Source organism: Hoeflea sp. AS60, assembly GCF_038900115.1.
Taxonomy (GTDB): domain Bacteria; phylum Pseudomonadota; class Alphaproteobacteria; order Rhizobiales; family Rhizobiaceae; genus Hoeflea.
In genome coordinates this window covers 16,838-37,572 of sequence record NZ_JBBMQP010000008.1, presented here as the reverse complement: position 1 = coordinate 37,572, position 20,735 = coordinate 16,838, and the positions used below count along the sequence as shown (strand labels likewise).

Here is a 20,735-nt window from a genome sequence, read left to right as displayed (position 1 = left end):
CTATTTTAATACTAAAAATTCAAAATCGAAACGTTTTGCCGTGCATATAATGCCGCGCATCATAGGAATTACTATGATTATATTTGCGATAGACGATAGCCCGTCGGTTCTTTCATTTTTGAAACAAACCATTGAAACGATTGATAATTGCAAGGTTCTAGCCTTTCTGGATCCGAACAACGCTATCGAAGTCCTGAGAACGCAGCAGGCGGACCTTATACTTGTCGATTACAACATGCCTGGCATTAACGGCATCGAGCTGATTTCGCAGGTCCGCCATATTCGGCAGAGCGATGACATCCCAATCATTATGCTGACGTCGGAGACGGACCCGGCGATCAAGATCGCCGCGATTGAGGCTGGTGCAACGGAATTTCTAACCAAGCCGATTGACACTGCAGAGCTGTCGATCCGCATTCGCAACCTTCTGGGTTTGCGCATTGCCCAGCGGACTCTTGCCAATCGTGCGCAAGAACTTGAAAGGGATGTAAATCTCGCGATGGCGAGGATTTCCGCCCAGGAAAAGGAAATTATCTGGCGCCTGTCGAAGGCAATGGCAGGCCGCGATGGGGAAACCGCTCTGCAACTCGAAAGGGTCGCTGTCGTCGCCAAAATGATTGCCGACGAACTTGGTTTTGACGAACAGAGAACTGAAAAAATCTATCTTGCGAGCCCGCTGCACGATGTCGGCAAGATCGGCGTTTCCGATGCGGTGCTGCTCAAAGCCGGACCTCTGGACGCCGACGAGATGGCGGAAATGCGTGGTCACGCAGCATTTGGCGCTGAAATCCTGAGCGACAGCTCATCAGAGATCATTCGCACCGCGGCCATCATTGCCGAAAGCCATCACGAAAAATGGGACGGAACCGGATATCCCCACGGGCTCTCGGGTGCCGACATTCCTATCGAGGGGCGGATCGTCGCCGTTGCCGATGTCTTCGACGCCCTATGCTCCGAACGCCCTTACAAGAAGGCATGGCCGGTAGACGAAGCCCACCGCGAAATTCTCAGATGCAGCGGCACCCATTTCGACCCGGACTGTGTCGGGGCTTTCAATCGCCGCTGGGCTCATATCCGCACTCTTTACATCAAGATGGCCGTGCCTGCCGGCGATTGGGCCACCACGCATGAAGCCATCCAGAGCGCCGCTCTGAAAGTCAAAAAGTTGGGAACAGCAGCATGACCGAGGAAACAAACATTCTTCACCTTGAAGGAACCCTGACGATCAAGACCGTACCCGAGACACGAGACAGGCTTGTCGCAGCTCTCAAGAGCGCGCGCGACAGCAACCATCCGCTGGAAATCAACATTTCCGAGGATTGCAACTGCGATCTCACGCTGCCCCAACTTCTGGTGGCGGCACAGACCGCGGCTGATGCCGATGGCTTCGGGATCCGTATCCGCGCAGCCCAAGACGGTGCTTTCGCCACCACGCTGGAAAGAGCTGGTTTCGCCGGCACCGGCGTTGACGGCTCAATACTGCGTATCAATGGAGATAACTGATGAGTGCAAATATCCTGACTGTAGACGATTCCGCCAGCATTCGAATGACGACGCGGATCGCACTCACAACCGCCGGCTACAGTGTCACAGAAGCCGTTGACGGTGCGGATGGTCTTGAGAAGATGAAGGTCGGCAGTTTCGATCTGATTGTGACCGATATCAACATGCCCAACATGGACGGGCTGACAATGATCCGCAACCTGCGCCAGTTGCCCGCCTACATGGGTACGCCGGTAATCTTCCTGACCACAGAATCCGACGGCGAGCTCAAGCAGCAGGCAAAGGCCGCGGGTGCGACCGGCTGGCTGACCAAGCCGTTCGATCCGGAAAGTCTGGTCAAGATCGCCCGAAAGGTTCTCGGCTGATGGATACTCTCGATCCAATCGCGGTCTTCCGAACAGAAGCCGCCGAACAGCTTGAAGTGATAGAGGCAGGCCTTCTGGATCTGACCCGTGATCTCGGCGACAAGGCGCAAATCGATGCCGTCTTCCGCGGTCTGCATACGCTGAAGGGCTCTGGCTCGATGTTCGGCTTTGACCAGCTGGCAGCCTTCACCCATCATTGCGAGACGGCGTTTGACCGCGTTCGCAAGGGAGAAGCGCCTGCGACGGCTGAACTGATCGCCGCCGTTCTCGATGCTCAGGGCCATATGCAGGCCCTGTTGGATCAACCGAATGGCGATCATGATGCCATGAGCACAAAGCTGCTTGAGCAGTTGCAGCGCGCCGTCGGTCGCGAAGTGGGCGCCGCTCACGACAAAGCCGTGGTTGCCGAGGCCACTGCCGCTGCAGCTGCGGAGCCTGCGATGCGCACATGGCAACTTGATTTCCGTCTTCCTGCAGACGCCATGGTCAACGGGACCAATCCGCTGGGTCTGCTCGATGAACTGCGCGATCTCGGCGAATGCCACCTGACGGTGGACACCCGGGATGTGCCCGCACTCGAAGAGATCGACCCGCGGCAACTCCATCTCGGCTGGAGTGCGACCATTGTCACCGACAAGCCGCGATCCGACATCGAGGATGTCTTCATCTTCGTGATGGATGACATGGTCATGGAATTGAAGGACGTGACACCCGCGATTGAAGCCGCAACCGAGGCAGTCGTCGCTCCGAAGACGCAGGCCAGCGATGCTGAAGCTATCCGTGACGGCCAGCGTGCGCCGACTGGTGATCCCAAGGCGCAGAAGCAAGCTGACAATGTCCGCGTTCCTGCACTTCGCCTTGATGAAATGATGGACCGCGTCGGCGAACTGGTGATCGCACAATCGCGCCTGAGTCAGATGGCTGGTTCGGTTACCGATCTTGGCCTCCGGTCCGTGTCAGAGGAAATAGAGCGCCTGGCCGGTGAGCTGCGCGATACGATGATGGTGCTGCGGATGATGCCGGTTGCAAGCCTGTTCAGCCGCTTTCGCCGCCTGGTGCACGATCTTTCCCGCGAAACCGGCAAGGAAATAGAATTGGTGACGACCGGCGAAGCCACCGAAGTCGACAAGACCGTTATCGACCGGCTTGCCGATCCGCTCGTTCACCTTGTGCGCAACTCGATCGATCATGGGCTGGAACTGCCCGAAGATCGCATCGCGGCGGGTAAGCCTGCAGTTGGCAAGGTCACGCTTTCGGCCCATCAGACCGGCAGCGAAGTGGTGATCACGATCAAGGATGACGGACGCGGCATCGATCGCGACCGGGTCCGCGCGAAAGCCGAGTCCAACGGGCTCATCCAGCCCGGGCAAGCTCTGTCCGACCAGGAATTGTTGCAGCAGATCTTTCAGCCCGGATTTTCAACCGCAGAGAAGGTCACCAACCTCTCCGGCCGCGGCGTTGGGATGGATGTGGTCAAGAAGACCATCGAAGCCCTGCGCGGTGCCATTGACGTCAAGAGCGAACAGGGTGCCGGATCGGAGATCGCGCTGCGCATTCCGTTGACGCTTGCGATCATAGACGGGCTGCTGGTCCGTGTTGGCCACGGAAACTACGTCATTCCATTGTCAGCCGTCGAGGAATGTCTCGAGTTGTCGATCGAAGAAGACCTTCGCTCGCGAGGCCGCAGCTTTATCTCGCTGCGCGATGATCTGGTGCCGTTCGTGCGTCTTCGCGAACTCTTCCGTACCGGCAGCGAGCCCGACCAGTATCAGAAGGTCGTCGTTATCTCGACCGGACGGGAGCGTGTCGGTCTGGTCGTGGACCAGATCATCGGCGACCACCAGACAGTGATCAAATCCATGTCGAAACTGCATGATCAGGTTTCTTCCTTCTCAGGTGCAACCATCCTTGGCGACGGCAATGTCGCGCTCATTCTGGATGTGGGGCATCTGATCGCAGCAGGCCAGCAACAGGAGGCCCAATTGCGGGCAGCAGGATGAGCGAGCAACACATCAAGACAGACCACCGCGCGGTCTTCATGGGCGCGGACGACCTTTCGGTTCTGACCTTTACGCTCAACGGCGAAACCTTCGCCATAGAGGCGACGGTCGTTCAGGAGATCCTTGATCTGCTGCCGGAAACCAGTGTGCCTGGAAGCATGCCTTTTGTCGGTAGTGTGATCAACTTCAGGGGCAAGGTCATTCCGCTCGCCGATATCCGGGTTGCCTTCGGTATGGAAGCCGGAGAGGTCACCATCGACAGCCGGATCGTGGTGACGGAACTGGATTTCGATGGGGAGTTGTCCCTGATCGGCATCCGGACCGACAAGGTGCATGAAGTCACCAGGCTTCCCGCTTCCGCCAGCGAGCCGCCGCCAATCGTGGGCATGCGCTGGCGGCCAGATTACATCCACGCGCTCGTCAAGAGAGACGGGGAATTCATCATACTTCCAAACCTGCAGGCGATCTTCTCGTCGCAGCGCGGATCAACAATCAAAGCAACCGCTTGATAGAGCGTGAGGGAACCATGCGTTTTACCATCAAACTCAAACTGCTTCTGACTTTCAGTTTTGTAATTTTAATGCTGGTGGGCACCGCCGGCTACAGCATCATCAGCCTGGCCAACGTCAATACACAGTGGGGCGATGCACTTCACGGTCCGGCCGAACGACTGAGCGCTGCTCAGGATCTCAATATTGCCCAGTTGCAGCAGATCCGTCAGCAGAAGAACATGCTGTCGGCAATCAATGTCAGCGAGACCGAAAAATACATCGCCAACAGCGACAAGGCACGCGCCGAATTCGACAAGACCTTCGAGACCATCCTCGGAAAAGCCACTGAAAAGGGCATGGTCTTCTGGAACAAGCTCAGTGACCTGACCGCCGATTTCCGCAAGCAGGACGACCAGATCCGCAACTTCATGTTGGCAGGAAATCCCGATTCGGCGCAGCGTATTTCTGCCACGACCGCACGTGCGACGACTTCTGAAATCGACACTCTGCTCGGTGAGGTCTTCGAACTCGAGCGCGGGCGACTTGTGGTGGCCAACCAGAACGCGGATGACGAGTACACAAGCATCCGCTCGATAGTGATCAGTCTTGCAGTCGTTGCCGCAATTGCTGCGCTCGGCGCCGCAATCTGGATCATCGTGTCGATCAGCAAGGGCATCAGCACAGCGGTTTCTACGGTGCAGCGTGTTTCCGACGGCGATCTGACAAGTTTTGCCGAGATCAGGACCAACGATGAAATCGGCATGCTGCTTGGTCACGTCAATGCCATGATCGAGCGCCTTCGTGGCGTGGTTGGCGACGCGCTGGCGGCTTCAGACAACGTATCTTCCGGCAGTCAGCAGCTTTCGTCGGGTTCCGAGCAGCTCTCGCAGGGTGCTACCGAACAGGCATCCTCTGCCGAAGAGGCCTCGGCCTCAATGGAAGAAATGGCCGCCAACATCAAGCAGAACGCAGACAACGCCGCGCAGACGGAAAAGATTGCACGCCAGTCGGCAACCGATGCCGAGGAAAGCGGTCAGGCTGTGGACAAGGCTGTTACCGCGATGCGCACGATCGCCGAGAAGATCTCGATCGTTCAGGAAATCGCCCGCCAGACCGACCTGCTTGCGCTGAACGCAGCAGTCGAAGCGGCCCGTGCTGGTGAGCATGGCAAGGGCTTTGCAGTGGTGGCCTCGGAAGTGCGTAAACTCGCCGAGCGCAGCCAGGCAGCAGCGGCTGAAATCTCCGGCCTCTCTGGTGAAACCGTATCGGTTGCCACCCAGGCCGGCGAAATGCTGACCCGTCTGGTCCCCGATATCCGCAAGACTGCTGAGCTGGTCTCGGAAATCTCTGCTGCCTGCCGCGAGCAGGACATCGGCTCATCGCAGATCAACGAGGCGATCCAGCAGCTCGACAAGGTGACCCAGCAGAACGCCGGTGCCTCCGAAGAGATGTCGGCAACGTCCGAAGAACTCGCCGCCCAGGCCGAAGAGCTTCAGGCATCCATCGCCTTCTTCAAGGTTGATACTGCCGCCAGCTCAACTGGCAACAGGCAGGTCCAGCAGCTCAAGAAAACGGCTGCAAAGATGGCTACGCCATCACCCGCCAAGAAGATGGCACAGCCTAACAAGACCGCGAAGAAGTCCTCCGGTTTTAATCTCGACATGGCGATGGGCGGACCTGACAGCGACGACGCCGACTTTCGCCAGAGCGCATAAGCGGCATCAGCCATCTTGGCGACCGTTGGGTGCCTGCGAAAGGCACCCAACAATTCCCTGCAAATGAGTTGCGGGTTTGAAAAGCCGGTCACCGGCATTCGGGGAGTTGATTTCATCAACCTTCGCGACGTACGGCGGCGATCCGTCGATGGATATTTGTTCAGATTTTCGCAACGCAAAGCAGGATATTTTCACTATGCGCTTTACCATTAAACTTAAACTCGCATTAGGCTTCGGCTTGCTGATCCTGATGCTCGCGATCACCGCAGGCTATGGAATCTATAGCCTCTCAAATCTCAATCAGGCCGTGACTAATCTTATTCAGGGACCGGCAGCGCGTTTGCAGCAGGCACAGAACCTCAGTGACACGCAACTTCGCATTGTCCGCGCACAGCTCAATTCTGTGCTTGCTGATGATCCGGCACGCGTCAATGAATTCCAGCAGGCTATCATCCGCAACAAGGCGGCCTTTGCCGAAGGGCTTGACAAGCTGGAGGCCAGCGCCACTGGCGAAAGCGCCCGCGCGTGGGCTGAAGTGCGGACACTGTCCCAGCAGTATGCGCAGATCGACGAACGCATCCAGAATCAGATCCGGCTCGGCAACGCCACCGAGGCGGGCAGACTGGTTCGCAATGACGGTCGCGAAATCGTCGACCAGATGGAAAGCCTGATCGACGCATCCGTGGGGCGTAATCGTGACGCCATGCTCGAAGCAGATCAAGCAACGAACGTCCAGTACGAGATGACGCGAAACATCGTGTTTGGCATAACGGGCATCGCTTTGCTTGCGGGCGTTGTCATCGCCTTGTGGATCGCCATGGGCATCAGCCGCGGCCTGTCGCGCGTCAATGAGCTCGCCAAGGCTGTCGCAATCGGTGATCTCAACCAGAACATCGAGATCAAGACCAACGACGAGATCAAGGATCTGGTCGACAACGTCAATATCATGACCGCCAACCTGCGCGAGACCGCCTCAATCGCTGAGAAGATTGCAAATGGCGACCTTACCGTGGCACCGAAACCGTTGTCGGACAAAGATACACTTGGCCTGTCGCTTGAGTCGATGGTCGAGCGTCTTCGCGGCGTGGTTGGCGATGCACTGGCGGCTTCAGACAACGTGTCTTCCGGCAGCCAGCAGCTTTCGTCGGGTTCCGAGCAGCTCTCACAGGGTGCGACCGAACAGGCATCCTCTGCCGAAGAGGCCTCGGCCTCGATGGAAGAAATGGCCGCCAACATCAAACAGAACGCAGACAACGCTGCCCAGACGGAGAAGATTGCCCGCCAGTCGGCAGTCGATGCCGAGGAAAGCGGCCAGGCCGTGGACAAGGCCGTCACTGCCATGCGCACGATCGCCGAGAAGATCTCGATCGTTCAGGAAATCGCCCGCCAGACCGACCTGCTTGCGCTGAACGCAGCAGTCGAAGCGGCCCGTGCTGGTGAGCATGGCAAGGGCTTTGCAGTGGTGGCCTCGGAAGTGCGTAAACTCGCCGAGCGCAGCCAGGCAGCAGCGGCTGAAATCTCTGGCCTCTCTGGTGAAACCGTATCGGTTGCCACCCAGGCCGGCGAAATGCTGACCCGTCTAGTCCCCGATATCCGCAAGACTGCTGAGCTGGTCTCGGAAATCTCTGCTGCCTGCCGCGAGCAGGACATCGGCTCCTCGCAGATCAATGAGGCGATCCAGCAGCTCGACAAGGTAACCCAGCAGAACGCTGGTGCCTCTGAAGAGATGTCGGCAACGTCCGAAGAGCTCGCCGCCCAGGCCGAAGAGCTTCAGGCATCGATCGCCTTCTTCAAGGTTGATACTGCCGCCAGCTCAACTGGCAACATGCAGGTCCAGCAGCTCAAGAAAACGGCTGCAAAGATGGCTGCTCCATCACCCGCCAAGAAGATGGCACAGCCTAACAAGACCGCGAAGAAGTCCTCCGGTTTTAACATCGACATGGCGATGGGCGGACCTGACGGCGAAGACGCCAATTTCAAGGAGAGCGCGTGATGGCCAATCCGGAGTCTGAAGCTCAATATGTAACGTTCAGCCTTGCAGACGAGTGCTTTGCCGTTCCAGTTGAAGTCGTCCGGGAGATCCTCGATCACGAGGATCCCTTCCGGATCCCCAACGGCCCGGACTACCTGCTTGGTCTGCGTGACGTGCGCGGACAGGGGGTGCCGGTCATCGACCTTCGTTTGCGACTGGGCATGACGGCAACCCAGAAGACACCACACACGCGCATCCTGGTGATCGATGTGCCACTTGACGGGCGTGCACTTACGCTTGGCTTGCTGGCCGACCGTGTGTTCGAAGTGACCGCATTCCGGTGCGACGCAATTGAGGGGGCTCCGGATATCGGCGTCCGGTGGCCATCTGACTACATCGCAGGTGTCGTCCGGCGCACCTCCGACTTTGTGGTCATTGTCGATCTTGCCAATCTGTTCACGAGCGGAGATGTCCGGTCGCTAGGCACCTTGTCACAAGTGCGGATGGAGCCAGCATGAGCTCCACCGCTTTGCAGGAGAGACCGCCCGCGCGCAGCCATCGCTCCACTCGTGAAGGCGAGGTAGGCTCAGATGGTCTCAGTCCCCGCAACTTCGATCTGCTTTCGCGCTACATCTATGATTACAGCGGAATCAAGATGCCGGTGACCAAAAAGACGATGCTGGAGGGGCGGCTGCGCCGCCGGTTGCGCGTAACCGGACTGACCACCCTTGATCAGTATTGTGACTATCTTTTCAAGCATGAGGGTATCGAGACAGAGGCCATTCACCTCATCGATGCGGTGACGACCAACAAGACCGACTTTTTCCGGGAGCCGAAGCATTTCGACCATCTGGCCGCAAATGCGCTTCCAGATCTGCTGTCGAAGGGGCACCGTCAGCTGCGGTTCTGGAGTTCCGCCTGCTCGGTTGGTGCCGAGCCTTATACATTGGCGATGGTGCTGGAGGATTTCATCCAGGCCAAGCACGGGCTGGACTACACAATCCTTGCAACCGATCTGTCGACCGATGTGTTGCAGACTGCGCGGCGCGGCGTGTTTTCCACGGCGATACTGGACCCGGTCGATAGCGACCGGCGACGGCGCTATGTCATGGAGCCTGTCGATCAGCGCCGCGGTGAGGTTCGCATCCACCCGGAACTTCGCAGCAAGGTGGGCTTTGCACGCCTCAACCTGATGGATTCGGCCTATTCCGTCGGTGACCCGATGCACGTGATCTTCTGCAGAAACGTGCTCATCTATTTCGACAAGCCGACCCAGCACAAGGTCCTGTCACGTCTTTGCGACAAGCTTGTTTCAGGCGGCTATCTCTATGTCGGCCACTCCGAAACCATCACCGGGTTTGATCTGCCAGTAAAGCAGGTGGCCAATACCGTTTTTCAGAAGATCTGAGCACGCAAATGGCGAAGAAGATACGCGTATTGATCGTGGATGACTCGGCAAGCGTCCGGCAAGCATTGACGCAGGTTCTGGAAGCGGACGGGGATATCGAGGTGATGGGTGTGGCTTCTGACCCCTTCGTCGCCGCACGCCGCATCCAGGAGGAAGTGCCCGACGTCGTGACACTGGACGTGGAAATGCCGAAAATGGACGGCATCACGTTCCTGCGCAAGCTGATGTCCCAGCATCCTATCCCGGTTGTCATGTGTTCCTCGCTGACGGAGGAGGGGTCGCAGACATTGATGCAGGCACTGGAGGCAGGCGCGGTCGACATCATTCTCAAGCCCAAGATTGGCGCGGCCGACCATCTGTCTGAATCCGGTGCGATGATCCGCGAAACGGTCAAGGGCGCAGCGGCTGCCAGAGTGAAGGGCGTAAGCCGGCGGCCGCCGCTTGCAGGGGCAACCCAGGCCAAGCTTACCGCCGACGCCGTCTTGCCACCGCCGACGGGGCGGGCCATGGCGAAGACCACTGAGATGGTGGTTTGCGTCGGCGCTTCCACCGGCGGCACCGAGGCGCTTCGCGAACTTCTGGTGGCGCTACCGGCCAATGCGCCGGGCATCGTCATTGTCCAACACATGCCGGAAAAATTCACCTCCGCCTTCTCCTCGCGCCTCAACACGTTGTGCCAGGTAGAGGTAAAGGAGGCCGAGCACGGAGATCCCGTTTTGCGTGGTCACGTGCTGATTGCACCTGGTGGCCGCCACATGATGCTCGAACGGCAGGGTGCCCGCTATATCGTCGCTGTCAAGGACGGTCCACTGGTCTCGCGCCATCGGCCTTCAGTCGATGTCCTGTTTCGCTCTGCCGCCCGATCAGCCGGCGCCAATGCCATGGGCGTGATCATGACCGGAATGGGAGACGACGGAGCTCGCGGCATGGATGAAATGCACAAGGCAGGCGCCTTCACGCTGGCTCAAGACGAGGCGACATCAGTGGTCTTTGGCATGCCGAAGGAAGCGATAGCCCGGGGCGGCGTTGACCGGGTTGTACCGCTTGAGCAGATCGCACGTGAAATTCTGGCAGCCAGTCGCCGGCATCTCGGCTGAGCCCGCGCGGGGATCCCCCGTCCAGGCCAACATTTTGAAAGAACAACGAGGGCTCAGCATGAACACCCGCAGATTACAAAAGACCGCCGATATTTCCAGTCCAACGGATATCATTGGCCAAAAACTCGAGGACGCTCTTGCGCAGATCGAGCAACGATTTCTGGATGGCGGAACCGTTCTGGTGTCGGTACTCGATGTCTTCTCAGGGCTTCTGAAAGCACTGGAAAACATTACCAACGCGCTTCGGGAAGATGAGGCAGAGGAAGCGACCGCTGAACTGCTGCGCACCGGCGAGCTCATAGCCGCGCTCCCCGCGCAGCAGCTTGCCAGGCGCGAGCGTTTTGAGAGTATCAGCCAATACGGCAAATCACTCGCATCAGAGGTGCTGGCGATGGAAGACACACTGCGCTATCTGCGCGCCTTTGCCATGACGGCAAAGATAACCGGCGCCGGAATTGCCGATTTCGCGGGCTTTGCCGAGGAGATCGTCGAACGCATCCAGTTTGCCACCCGCGAGGTGCAGGCTTTTGCCGAGTGTATTCATTCGCTGCAGGGTCTGATTCATAGCGCCAACGCCGGTGGGGAGGTGCTTGCAGTTCACGAACACGCGATACCTGCCATCGCCCAAGACCTGGTGCAAAATGCCAACGCGATCCAGACACAACGCAAGACGCTCGCCGACATTGCTGATCAGGTAAGAGAGCTTGCTCTGAAGGTGCAGGGACGCCTTGCAAGCACGCTTTCGTCGCTGCAAATCGGTGACGTCACGCGTCAGCGTATAGAGCATTGCCAGGCAGCATTTGCCATCTCTGACGACTATCTGTCGCGCGAGGCTGCAGCGACCCTATCGGCTGAAGATCAGGACCGTATCCAGATGCTGATCACCCGGCTGGTACGCGATCAGCTCACCGCGATCGCTGCCGAATTCAAGGCCCAATGCGGGACGATCGTTCAAAATATCGGGGCATTCTCCAACGATGCCACGGTTCTCATGAAGTTGCAGCAGTCCATGTTGCCAGCGCGGACGGACACATCCGAACGCTCTGCCATGGGTTTCGTGCAGAACAGTCTGGAGCTTGCCCGCGATGCGGTGGCCGGTATCGAGCAATCGGCAAGCGAGGCAGCCCGCCTCAGCGACAGCGCCAGTGATATGGTCAAGGAACTGGTCGAGAGCGTGAAGACCATACAGCTCGTTCGCAACGACATTCAGTATATGGCGCTCAACACCTACTTGCGCTGCACCCAGCTCGGGGAAGAAAGCCGCGCCATCAACGTCGTCACCAACGAACTGCGCTCCTTCTCAACCAAGCTTGATGAGGTGACGGACCGGGCGCTTGGGGATCTGAACCAGCTGAACGAACAGGCTATCGCACTGCGCCATGGTCACACAGGCGATGGCGCGGGTACCGGCCCCAAACTGGTTGGCCGGATCGAGATCGCGCTCTCCCATGTCACCCAGGCGGACAAGACACTCGAAGCGCAAGTCGACGATCTTTGTGGTCGCGGCCAGGAAGTGACCATCAAGGTGGCAGCGGCCACCGCTGGCCTTGATTTCCATCAGGAGGTGACCGCCATTCTCGTCGATTGCCGGTCGCTCGCTGCCGAGGCCCTGTCCTATGAGCCGGACTGCGAAGGTCTGGATGACGTGCTGGATGATTTGTCGGCGGATATCTTTCGCACCTATACGATGAAATCAGAACGGGACGTCCATGCCGCGATTTTCGGCTGGCCCAAGGCGAGCGAGGCCACGACCGAACCGACCTTGGCACCAGCCGTTTCGGATGACGATCTGTTCGACGACGCCCTCTTCTAAGCCAAGCTGCGGTAATTCAAGGCCAAACGCCCGGCTGGATCAGGCAACCAGCCGCTGCGGCTCATTTCGTTGAGGAGCTATGGCAATGGCATGCTGCAGGCGCAGCAGAATTTCCTGGCCTAGAAGCTGGGCGTTCTCCTGCGCGCGCGCGAGATTGCTGACATTTTTCGGGTCCATGGAATAGAGCGTCTCGCCGCAACTGAAGACGTCGCGAAAGGCCGCGCGCTCGATGATCGGCGTGGAAATCAGATGCACCCGCTTTTCCCGCAACAAGGCTTTGACGCCCTGTAGCGCTCGGGTGGTGATGATCGGGTTGACGCGGGTGAGGACCACAGAATGGGGAATGCGGATGCCCGCCTTCTCATCGAGATAGTGCAGGAGGTCAATGACATTTGCAGCGCCTTGCGCATCCATGGCAGAACCCTGCGCGGGAATCAGCACATAGTTGGAATAGCCCAGGGCCTGAGCAAGCAGGGTACTTCTGGCTCCCGGCAGGTCAAGTAGCACGAAATCTGCATTGCTGCGATGCGCACGGACATGACGCTCCAGGTTGGCCGCAGAAACATAGGGGACGACTTCGAGCCTGTCAGGGCAGTTGGCACCCAGTTGCTCATACCAGCGCGAAATCCAATGCTGTGGATCGGCGTCGAGCACCACTACGCGCAAACCCATGCGCGCAAGCTCCGTTGCAACCAGGAGAACCGCCGTGGTCTTGCCTGCGCCGCCTTTGGTATTGGCGAAGGTCACTATTGCCATATCCGGTTCCGTTCCTGGCTGGGGACACTTTTCGAGCCGTAAACGCCTCGGTCAAATATTGACCGATCATGGTTAACCAATCGTGAAAAGTGGAGGTTCAGGCAATCCGCAATCCGCCCCGATCCGCACCAATCATCACCTATGTTGCCATCCGGCAGGCGAGCCGAACACCTTCGAACGGGGTCGCCGCTTATTTCTTGTCCTCGATCGGGGGCATGACGCTGATAAGTATTGAGCAAATCTGGCGCAAAGTAAGGAAGTTGGCGGCACTTGATGATCTGAGGTTACACGAGCTTCGGCATGATTTCGCAATTTCAGTGGTTTCATCGGCCCAAAGTCCAAATATCGTGGACAAGTTTCTAGGCCACTCTCAATCACAAACGACCCAGAGATATGCACATTTTGCGCCTGATCCAATGCGGCAAGTCGCTGATGAGGTATCGACCTTGTTGCAGGGGAAAATTGGGGGCGCTCGAAGAGCAAAGCGGAATCGTAAACCGCTTATTGTGGGTTCGATACGGTGGCAAAGTTTGGGTAGTGCGCAAGGTAATGGCTGTCCGCCGTCTCACGCAGTAATTGCTGCCGAGCAGCGGTGAGAAAAGCAACCAGATCGTCCGCATCACTCATATCCCGTCATCTCCAGATATCCGACGCCCTTATGGCTGCCATTCACCGTCACCGGACCCTCCCAATAGGGGATGCTCAGCGGCATCCATGCCTGTGTATTCATGGCCGATATGCGCACGTCCAGATCGCGGTCTGGCAGTCGCACTTGCCATTCGGTCGGCACGTCGCGCCCGGCGACCCGCGTCTGCGATATCGGCTCAGCCGTAAACGCACCATCAGGATAGGCCGTGGCCCCTCCGTCTGCATCGACCCATGTGGAGGCGCTATAGTGGGTGCCGTCCCGCTGGTTCAATTGAAACCCCATCAGCTTGTCACCGCTGTCAAACGAAAGCGAGAACCAGTCCCACCCCGACTGGTTCTCTGACAGGGGTTGTGAGGACCATTCGCGGTCCAGCCACGCGCTGCCTGTCACTTCCACCGGACCTGAGGGCAATTCGAGCGTCCCTGCGATGCGATAGAACGGTTGCGAGTAATAGTAGCTGGCTTGTCCTTCGCCCGATTTGACGGAAAAACCCTCTTGCCCGTGAAACACCAACGGCCCCTTAGCTTCCAGTGTCATGTCATATCCAAAATTTGCCCCCTGCGCGGTCAGGTTCAGCGTGTTCAAATCCGGTCCCGTCATGGCCCATTCGTCGATCCACGCATGAAACGGATCAGCTTGCACACCCGCAGTGCCGATCCCGCCGCGAGCAAAGCGTTCTGTCGCGAAATGCGCATCAGGGGTCGTGACAGCAGCATGGGCGAACCAGACCTGAGGCGATGCCCAGCCATCGGCCTCGCCCGGGCTCAAAGCGGTTCGAAACAGGGTCCATTGGAGGCCATAGGCTGTCCCGTCTGCCGCCTTCAGATTTGCGGTCAGGTACCACCATTCGATCCGGTAATCAGGATGCGGCCCATGATCGGCCGGGAAGTTGAACTCGGGCTGCGGCTGTGGCGTGGCAAAGCCGTCCGCGTCGGTGCCGAGCCCTGCAAACCCTTGGGCCAAGGCGCTCAAGGGCCAAAAGATGAGAAACGCAAAGACCTTAACGTTCATTGGCAAACACCTTGAGAAGCCTTGCAGGTGGCAACCGCATCAACCGCACGGAAGGCCAACTGGCCGCAGCAATTGCAGCCAACAAGGACAGTAGGAACAGGCGAAAGTATTCGCCGGGAAACAGGAACATCGGCAAGCGCCAGCCAAAAGCCTCCACGTTGATGATTGCCAGCAACACCCATGCCATTCCCAGGCCGACTGGCAAAGCGATGATGCAGACCATCACAGCGAACACTCCGGTGCGCAAAAGCTCGAGCTGCCCGAGCTTGAGTCTTGTGATTCCAAGGGCCCAAACCGGTGCAAGTTGTGGCACGCGCAGGTCCGCAAGTGTCAAAAGGCTCATCAGCATGGCAAACCCCGCGACTATAAGCGTGAGCACGTTCAAAGCTGCCGTGACGGTAAAGGTGCGGTCAAACACCTGCAGAGAAATCGCCTTGAGCGCGGACTGGTCTGTTATCGCGCTGTCTGCAAGGCCCAGATCAGATACGAGGGTGTTGCGCAAACTCGCGGGATCGTCGGTGCGCAGCCCAAATTGACGGGGGGCGACCTCTGGGTGCAGTCTGCGGAAAAGAGCCTCTCCGACAACCAGCTGCCCACGTGGATTGCCGTAGTCCGCCACGATTGCCGCAAGGGTCACCGTCAATTCCTCCCCAAGCGCGACGCTATCGCCAACCCAAAGACTGGCACGGCGCGCCAGTTGTTCGTTTGCCACCGCTGCCGTGCCTGCGCTGACCCTGTCCCACGCGTCTGGCTCCGCATCCAGAAACACCCAGTTTTCGCGATAGGTCGGACCCACCCGGACACCGAAAAGGCGCGTTGGCTGCTTTGCAATCTGCGCGTCGACCGCAAGCAGCGGCAGGACCACAATGCCGCTATCCGGCAATTGCGTTTCTATTGCGTTGGCTTGCGCTGCATTCGCCACCTCGACATACAATTCTGGTGCGAGCCGCTGATCCAGAAACGCGACAAATGTCATTCGAAAGCTCGACACCATGGTTGAAACGCCCACATTGGCAGAGATAGCAAGCATCAGCGCCATGAGTGCAAGACCGAGACCCGGCAATTGTTGGCGGGTGTCAGCCCAGAACCAACGCGCAACGGGCGTCCTGGCGGCACCGGCGGCGAAGGCTAGAAAAGGGTGCATCAGTAAAGGTACGGTCAGAGCCGCACCGATCAGAAAACACCCGAGCAGCGCAAAGCCTGCCATCAGCCCGGTTCCGAACCATGCAAGACCAGCCGCAGATAGCAACGAAGTCGCAGCCAGGATTGCCTGTACACCCCGCGCCCGACCCGATCGCATAGCCCACGCGCGGGGCTGTGCACTGGCGAGAATTGGCATCGACGCAATCTGCCAAAGCTTTGCGGCGGCGGCTGCCAAAGATCCCAGTATTGCAATGGCCATGCCAGACCCCCACCACGACGCCCGGAACTGCAATGTGCCCGCTACATCGGCGCCGTAGAGGCCACGCAGGGTCACTGCGACATCCGGCAGCAACATCGCAGCAACGATGTAGCCCAGAAAGATGCCCAGACAGGCGCCGACCAGCGCCAGCAGCAAAACTTCGATAAACATCAGCGTGATCAGACGGGGCAACGAAATCCCCAGTGCGCGCAACGTCCGCACCATCCCGCGGCGCTGCTCGAACGCAAGCCCTATAGTGCTGTAGACGATGAAAATGCCCACGGCAAAACTGAGCAATCCGAAGGCGGTGAGGTTCAAGTGAAAACTGTCGGTCAGTTCACCTACATCTGCTGTCTGGCTGGCGGCCTTAAGCCTCAGGTGCGGGGCGATGTCGGCAAGTGCCGGCCGCTGCAGAGGCTGGTCAGGCTGCACGAACAAGCGAGACAAGTAGCTGCGGTTCAGCAGGCGCTGCACCATTCCTATTTCACCCACCGCAATGCCGGACGCGACGGCAGGGTTGATCACTACGCGGATGCCGGTCTGAAATCGCCCGGCGGTCTCGGCGTTCGCAAAAAGCTGGTCGCCGTTCAGAAAAGCACTCAGATCACCGGTTTGTGTCTCCTCCGACACACCAAATCCAATGGGTGACGACAAAGGGTCAAAACCCAGTATCCGAACACCGTTGATCTGCCCTTCAAGCACTGGTGAAACCAACCAACCTGCGCGCCGGAGGGTAACGAAATCCTCCTGGGATATGGCATCTCCGGTCGCTGGCACGATCTGGTCGAATTGCCCGTCGCCAAGTGTTGCGGCGGCAGCGTCATAGCTTGCCCGTGCCTCTGCATTGATTGCTTGAACGCCTGACCACAAGCCCGTGGCAAGCGCCAAACCCGCGAGAAAGGCAAAGAGCTGCAGCGGATTGCGTATCCAATGCGACAGAAGCGCGGCAAGGCAGGCCCGGTTCATACAAGGCGTCCCTTGCTCAGGTGAAGCCGGCGGCCCATGCGCGCGGCAATGGCCGGTGAATGCGTGACCAGCAAAAGAGCGGCCCCGGTGTCTGCGACCAGCGCCAGCAACTCGTCGAGAACCTCGGCGGCGGTAGCTTCATCCAGATTGCCCGTAGGCTCGTCCGCAAGCAACAAGCGGGGCCGGGCAGCGATTGCCCGGGCTATGGCAACTCTTTGCTGTTGGCCACCCGACAGGGCTTCCGGGTATTTACGCAACTGATCGGACAGGCCCAGCCGGTCTGCAAGGTCAGTTATCAAAGCTTCGTCCGCGCGCCCGGCAATGCGTGCCTGAAACGCGATATTGTCTGCTACGCTTAGCGACGGGATAAGATTGAATTGCTGAAAGATGACAGCTGCGTCATGGCGTCGAACGGCCGCGCGTTTGGCATCCGACATCCCGGCCAGATTGTGACCGGCGAGGTGCACCGTGCCCTGATCTGCCGTATCCAGCGCTCCGGCAATATGTAGAAGCGTGCTTTTACCGCTTCCGGATTCGCCGGTCAGCGCTACCGTTTCACCTGGGCTGATAGCAAGGTCAACGCCACGAAGAACCTGCACCAGTCCATCGGCGCTGGCAAAAGACTTGCTCACGCCACTAAAAATCAGAACTGGGTCAAGGTCCTTCATTCGGACGTAACCGGGGCGTCGATCAGCATCGCGCACGGGTCACCTCGGTCTACGTGGGTTGTGAACCAAAAATAGTCTGCCACGTCGTCGTTCGCTGGTGTATTCGACGCTGTCCGGGCCTCAGGTATGGTCTCTGTCAGTGCAATCACGATGACCCCGTCGGCACCAGCTTGGTCGAGATACCAGGGCACGCCGCGAGCTTTGTTGACATGACCGTTTCCAGAGATCAGGACCGCCGGGCCTTTGGTTCCTGCCTTCAACATGGCCTCCGCCATGTAGGCGTCGCGAAACCTCTGCACAGACTCCATGGCCGGAATCGCTTTCGTTGGTAGAAGATCGCAATGTGCCTCCACGATTTCCTGTCGCAAAGCTTGTGCCTCAGCAACTGGCAGCGGTTGATCCAACTGGAGCTCTGACAATCGAGCTGGTTGCAGGATCGAAAGTCCGTTTTTGGCAATCTGGCGAGTTTGTTCTGTCGCAGGGAGCCCGGGCAGAATGTCTGCCCTCCTGTCGAGGGCTGCGCGCGCGACGGGCAGATACAATTCCCAATCCGGCCAGCCGCTATTGGGCCAATCCAGCGCCTCACCAAGCTTCATCGGGTCAGGATCGGATTGCGCCAAAAAAGTCTCGAGCGCCTGTGTCTTGCTAACATCTATCTGCTCCATCACCACAGATAGATGTCCCGACAACCGCGCGTTCCGGATGATCCATCCTTGGAGATGATGATGCACGGCATTGTCATGGTTCTCACCAAGAAGGATGAATCGCGCTCCGCCAACGGCTTCCAAAAGCTTCGAAGGGCTGACAAATGCCTGTTCCTTTGATGACCAAATCCCACCGATCAGCTCGTTTGGCGCATAATCGTCGGTCGTCCACGCCTGCCACGCTTCATCAGAATCTGCGGCGACCGCTGGCGCATATGACGTTAGGCCTATCACCATCAATGCGGCGATGAAGGGAACAAGGAAAAGCAAACGAGGTAGGACGGATTTGTCCTCCCGGTGGTATGCAAGTCTGCTGGGCATTCAAGTGTCCTGACTGGTCTTCCGGGTAACGCCACTCATTGCGTGACCCGAAGCGGTGTTTCAATTGCGAAACTGACTGGCCGTTGAGATTCCACAGCTAGCGATCGAAAGGCCCCTGCTGTCATCCTCACCAAGCCGTCCGAATTTAGATGTTTGGGCCGAGAGCGCCATCATATAACTGGTGCGGAACGGGAGAATGTCTATCTTCGCCGGCGAAACGTTGCAGCTTGCTCACGGTAGGAAGCGCCTGTGTCGAAAAAGGCCGTGCTCGGCCTTTTGATCCTTGCCGTATTTCAAGCCCGCACTCGCTTCAGCAATCCGGCATTCCCAGTTGCTGCAGGATCCGTGGGATCTGTTTCTTCACTTTGAAAAATCCGGCAGTTGCGTATGGCCAGATCAACGCATCCCATTCCCTTTGCCATTCACAAAGGGAAACGCCTTCAGCATCGAGATGAGACTGGGCCAGCTTCATCCAATCGCGCAGCGGGCCGACAGGAATGTAGCCTGTCAGGATTTGCGATACATTTGCTTCCTTGGCCCAATTGAGGAGAACTTTGGGGTCGTTCGCGATCAACTCTTGGGCCGAGCATCCAAGGCGTTCAACTGTGTCAGCCAATGCTGCGAGCTCGAAGCCACGAACGATGGTGTTGACTGGCAAGGTTGAGCGCAAGTGGCTCGCACCAAGCGTCGCAACTGTCTTGATGTTGAAATCAGACAAAGGCAACGCCTCGATCCGACACTCCTCTTCCGTGATCAGTAAACCAGTGGAAAAATGCTGGTCGGGGAGAACTGGTTTCCTGATCGCAGCGATGGGCGGCAAACCGTTTGGCTCTTCGTTGACCAGAGCGTCCGCAACCGGGGAAAGTTTGCCCTCTACTGGAATGAAACGCTGATCCGTGAACTTTGCGATGTTCCAGGCTTCGGCCTGATAGGTCTTGCCTCTTGTGTGCAATCCAGCGATCCAGCGCCAACTCAGCGTATTGGAGGCAGGATCTCCGTCAATCAGGTTCCTGAGAAAGAAATCTGCTCCCAGACGCCATGGCAGTTCCAGGGTAAATATCCAGATTGACGCAAACCACATGCGAGCGTGGTTGTGCAAATATCCGGTCTCCAGGAGTTCTTTCACCCAGAAATCGAAGCACTCGATCCTGGTCTCGCCTGCCAAGGCGCGATCAAGCCTTTTTCTAAAGTCGCGGTCGTTCTCGAGACGGTCCAGATCTGCTTGCAAGCCGTCTCGATACAGATCCCAGATTACGGGCCGTTGCTCGAGCCAACCCTTGAAGTAGGTGCGCCAGAACACTTCCTGGTTGAATTTCTCGGCGCCTGCCAAACCGTGCCCGCGAACGGCAGCCATAACCGCCTCTTCTTCGGTAACAAGCCGTCGGCGCAGATAGGGCGATAGTTGTGAGACTGAATTGTGCTGACCTGGCCCGCGATCATAGTTCCGGGCTGAAGAATAGTGCTGTCCAGCGATTGGTGTGAACGCTGCCAAGCGGGCCAAACCCACCTCTCGTGAAGCTATGAATTCTGCAGTTGCGATCACCGGGCTGTAACTCCTGCCATGTCTTTCTTGAGCCGGTAGCTAGGGCAAATTGATGTCAGGGCGAGCGAAACCCTAAATCCTTGCCGTTGTCAGAACGGATATGCTCAGGGTTGCCCCGCACGATGAAGGGATTGGATAGCACGTCAATGACATCAACAGCCTTCAGCTTTCTCTCGACCCTGATCGTGATGCATTCTCGGGGAACTCGTCGATAACATTGAGCATGCGGATTTTCCTTCCATTGTGCGTGCGATCCTCGGCAAAATCATAAGACCAGACATGGTTAGGATATTCCGGTTGAAGAAAAAGATCGGGGCCCGAAGGCCCCGATCAAAATCTCTGTGGTCACGG

At 58.0% G+C, this 20,735-nt stretch carries 18 protein-coding genes and 1 pseudogene; 11 read left to right on the top strand and 8 right to left on the bottom strand.

All coding sequences use genetic code 11. The annotated features are described in order from the left end of the window. Nucleotides 1-73 precede the first annotated feature (73 nt). The 11 genes from WNZ14_RS23255 to WNZ14_RS23205 all read left to right on the top strand — a co-directional run bounded on the left by WNZ14_RS23255 (nt 74) and on the right by WNZ14_RS23205 (nt 12,364). Nucleotides 74-1,183 carry an HD domain-containing phosphohydrolase gene (locus WNZ14_RS23255; RefSeq protein ID WP_342871069.1) on the top strand — a complete coding sequence of 370 codons (1,110 nt, stop codon included), beginning with the start codon at nt 74-76 and terminating at the stop codon, nt 1,181-1,183. Next, complete coding sequence (locus WNZ14_RS23250; RefSeq protein ID WP_342871068.1) at nt 1,180-1,503, top strand: STAS domain-containing protein; 324 nt, start codon at nt 1,180-1,182, stop codon at nt 1,501-1,503. The genes WNZ14_RS23255 and WNZ14_RS23250 overlap by 4 nt, the downstream gene beginning before the upstream one ends. Beyond that, nucleotides 1,503-1,868, top strand: a complete 366-nt coding sequence (locus WNZ14_RS23245; RefSeq protein WP_342871067.1) for a response regulator — start codon at nt 1,503-1,505, stop codon at nt 1,866-1,868. The genes WNZ14_RS23250 and WNZ14_RS23245 overlap by 1 nt, the downstream gene beginning before the upstream one ends. Beyond that, nucleotides 1,868-3,868 carry a chemotaxis protein CheA gene (locus WNZ14_RS23240; protein ID WP_342871066.1) on the top strand — a complete coding sequence of 667 codons (2,001 nt, stop codon included), beginning with the start codon at nt 1,868-1,870 and terminating at the stop codon, nt 3,866-3,868. The genes WNZ14_RS23245 and WNZ14_RS23240 overlap by 1 nt, the downstream gene beginning before the upstream one ends. Further along, complete coding sequence (locus WNZ14_RS23235) at nt 3,865-4,377, top strand: chemotaxis protein CheW (RefSeq protein ID WP_342871065.1); 513 nt, start codon at nt 3,865-3,867, stop codon at nt 4,375-4,377. Before WNZ14_RS23240 ends, WNZ14_RS23235 begins: the two co-directional genes overlap by 4 nt. 17 nt (nt 4,378-4,394) lie before the next feature. After that, the gene (locus WNZ14_RS23230; protein ID WP_342871064.1) at nt 4,395-6,074 is read left to right on the top strand and encodes a methyl-accepting chemotaxis protein; all 1,680 of its coding nucleotides are present in this window, start codon (nt 4,395-4,397) and stop codon (nt 6,072-6,074) included. 196 nt (nt 6,075-6,270) lie between these two features. Then, a complete protein-coding gene (locus tag WNZ14_RS23225; RefSeq protein WP_342871063.1) occupies nt 6,271-8,067 on the top strand; it encodes a methyl-accepting chemotaxis protein in 1,797 nt (598 codons plus the stop codon). Next, a complete protein-coding gene (locus WNZ14_RS23220; protein ID WP_342871062.1) occupies nt 8,067-8,564 on the top strand; it encodes a chemotaxis protein CheW in 498 nt (165 codons plus the stop codon). Before WNZ14_RS23225 ends, WNZ14_RS23220 begins: the two co-directional genes overlap by 1 nt. Continuing rightward, complete coding sequence (locus WNZ14_RS23215) at nt 8,561-9,454, top strand: CheR family methyltransferase (RefSeq protein ID WP_342871061.1); 894 nt, start codon at nt 8,561-8,563, stop codon at nt 9,452-9,454. The genes WNZ14_RS23220 and WNZ14_RS23215 overlap by 4 nt, the downstream gene beginning before the upstream one ends. Nucleotides 9,455-9,462: 8 nt before the next feature. Further along, nucleotides 9,463-10,551 carry a chemotaxis response regulator protein-glutamate methylesterase gene (locus WNZ14_RS23210; protein ID WP_342871060.1) on the top strand — a complete coding sequence of 363 codons (1,089 nt, stop codon included), beginning with the start codon at nt 9,463-9,465 and terminating at the stop codon, nt 10,549-10,551. A gap of 58 nt (nt 10,552-10,609) precedes the next feature. Then, nucleotides 10,610-12,364 carry a hypothetical protein gene (locus tag WNZ14_RS23205; RefSeq protein WP_342871059.1) on the top strand — a complete coding sequence of 585 codons (1,755 nt, stop codon included), beginning with the start codon at nt 10,610-10,612 and terminating at the stop codon, nt 12,362-12,364. Between the two features lie 39 nt (nt 12,365-12,403). Here the strand turns inward: WNZ14_RS23205 and WNZ14_RS23200 are convergent, their stop codons facing one another. The 8 genes and pseudogenes from WNZ14_RS23200 to WNZ14_RS23165 all read right to left on the bottom strand — a co-directional run. After that, on the bottom strand, nt 12,404-13,120 hold the full coding sequence (locus WNZ14_RS23200; RefSeq protein WP_342871058.1) for a ParA family protein: 717 nt from the start codon (nt 13,118-13,120) through the stop codon (nt 12,404-12,406). Nucleotides 13,121-13,621: 501 nt separating this feature from the next. Then, nucleotides 13,622-13,747: a hypothetical protein gene (locus tag WNZ14_RS23195; protein ID WP_342871057.1), complete on the bottom strand. Its 126-nt coding sequence runs from the start codon at nt 13,745-13,747 to the stop codon at nt 13,622-13,624. Beyond that, nucleotides 13,740-14,780 carry a lipocalin-like domain-containing protein gene (locus WNZ14_RS23190; protein ID WP_342871056.1) on the bottom strand — a complete coding sequence of 347 codons (1,041 nt, stop codon included), beginning with the start codon at nt 14,778-14,780 and terminating at the stop codon, nt 13,740-13,742. The genes WNZ14_RS23195 and WNZ14_RS23190 overlap by 8 nt, the downstream gene beginning before the upstream one ends. Further along, nucleotides 14,770-17,148, bottom strand: a complete 2,379-nt coding sequence (locus WNZ14_RS23185; RefSeq protein ID WP_342871055.1) for an FtsX-like permease family protein — start codon at nt 17,146-17,148, stop codon at nt 14,770-14,772. Before WNZ14_RS23185 ends, WNZ14_RS23190 begins: the two co-directional genes overlap by 11 nt. Continuing rightward, the gene (locus tag WNZ14_RS23180; protein WP_342871054.1) at nt 17,145-17,816 is read right to left on the bottom strand and encodes an ABC transporter ATP-binding protein; all 672 of its coding nucleotides are present in this window, start codon (nt 17,814-17,816) and stop codon (nt 17,145-17,147) included. The genes WNZ14_RS23185 and WNZ14_RS23180 overlap by 4 nt, the downstream gene beginning before the upstream one ends. After that, the gene (locus tag WNZ14_RS23175) at nt 17,813-18,841 is read right to left on the bottom strand and encodes a ChaN family lipoprotein (RefSeq protein WP_342871053.1); all 1,029 of its coding nucleotides are present in this window, start codon (nt 18,839-18,841) and stop codon (nt 17,813-17,815) included. Before WNZ14_RS23175 ends, WNZ14_RS23180 begins: the two co-directional genes overlap by 4 nt. Before the next feature lie 310 nt (nt 18,842-19,151). Beyond that, nucleotides 19,152-20,384, bottom strand: a complete 1,233-nt coding sequence (locus tag WNZ14_RS23170; RefSeq protein ID WP_342871052.1) for an FAD-binding domain-containing protein — start codon at nt 20,382-20,384, stop codon at nt 19,152-19,154. 76 nt (nt 20,385-20,460) lie between these two features. After that, nucleotides 20,461-20,693, bottom strand: a pseudogene (locus WNZ14_RS23165) (DDE-type integrase/transposase/recombinase); the annotation flags it as partial. Nucleotides 20,694-20,735: the final 42 nt, after the last annotated feature.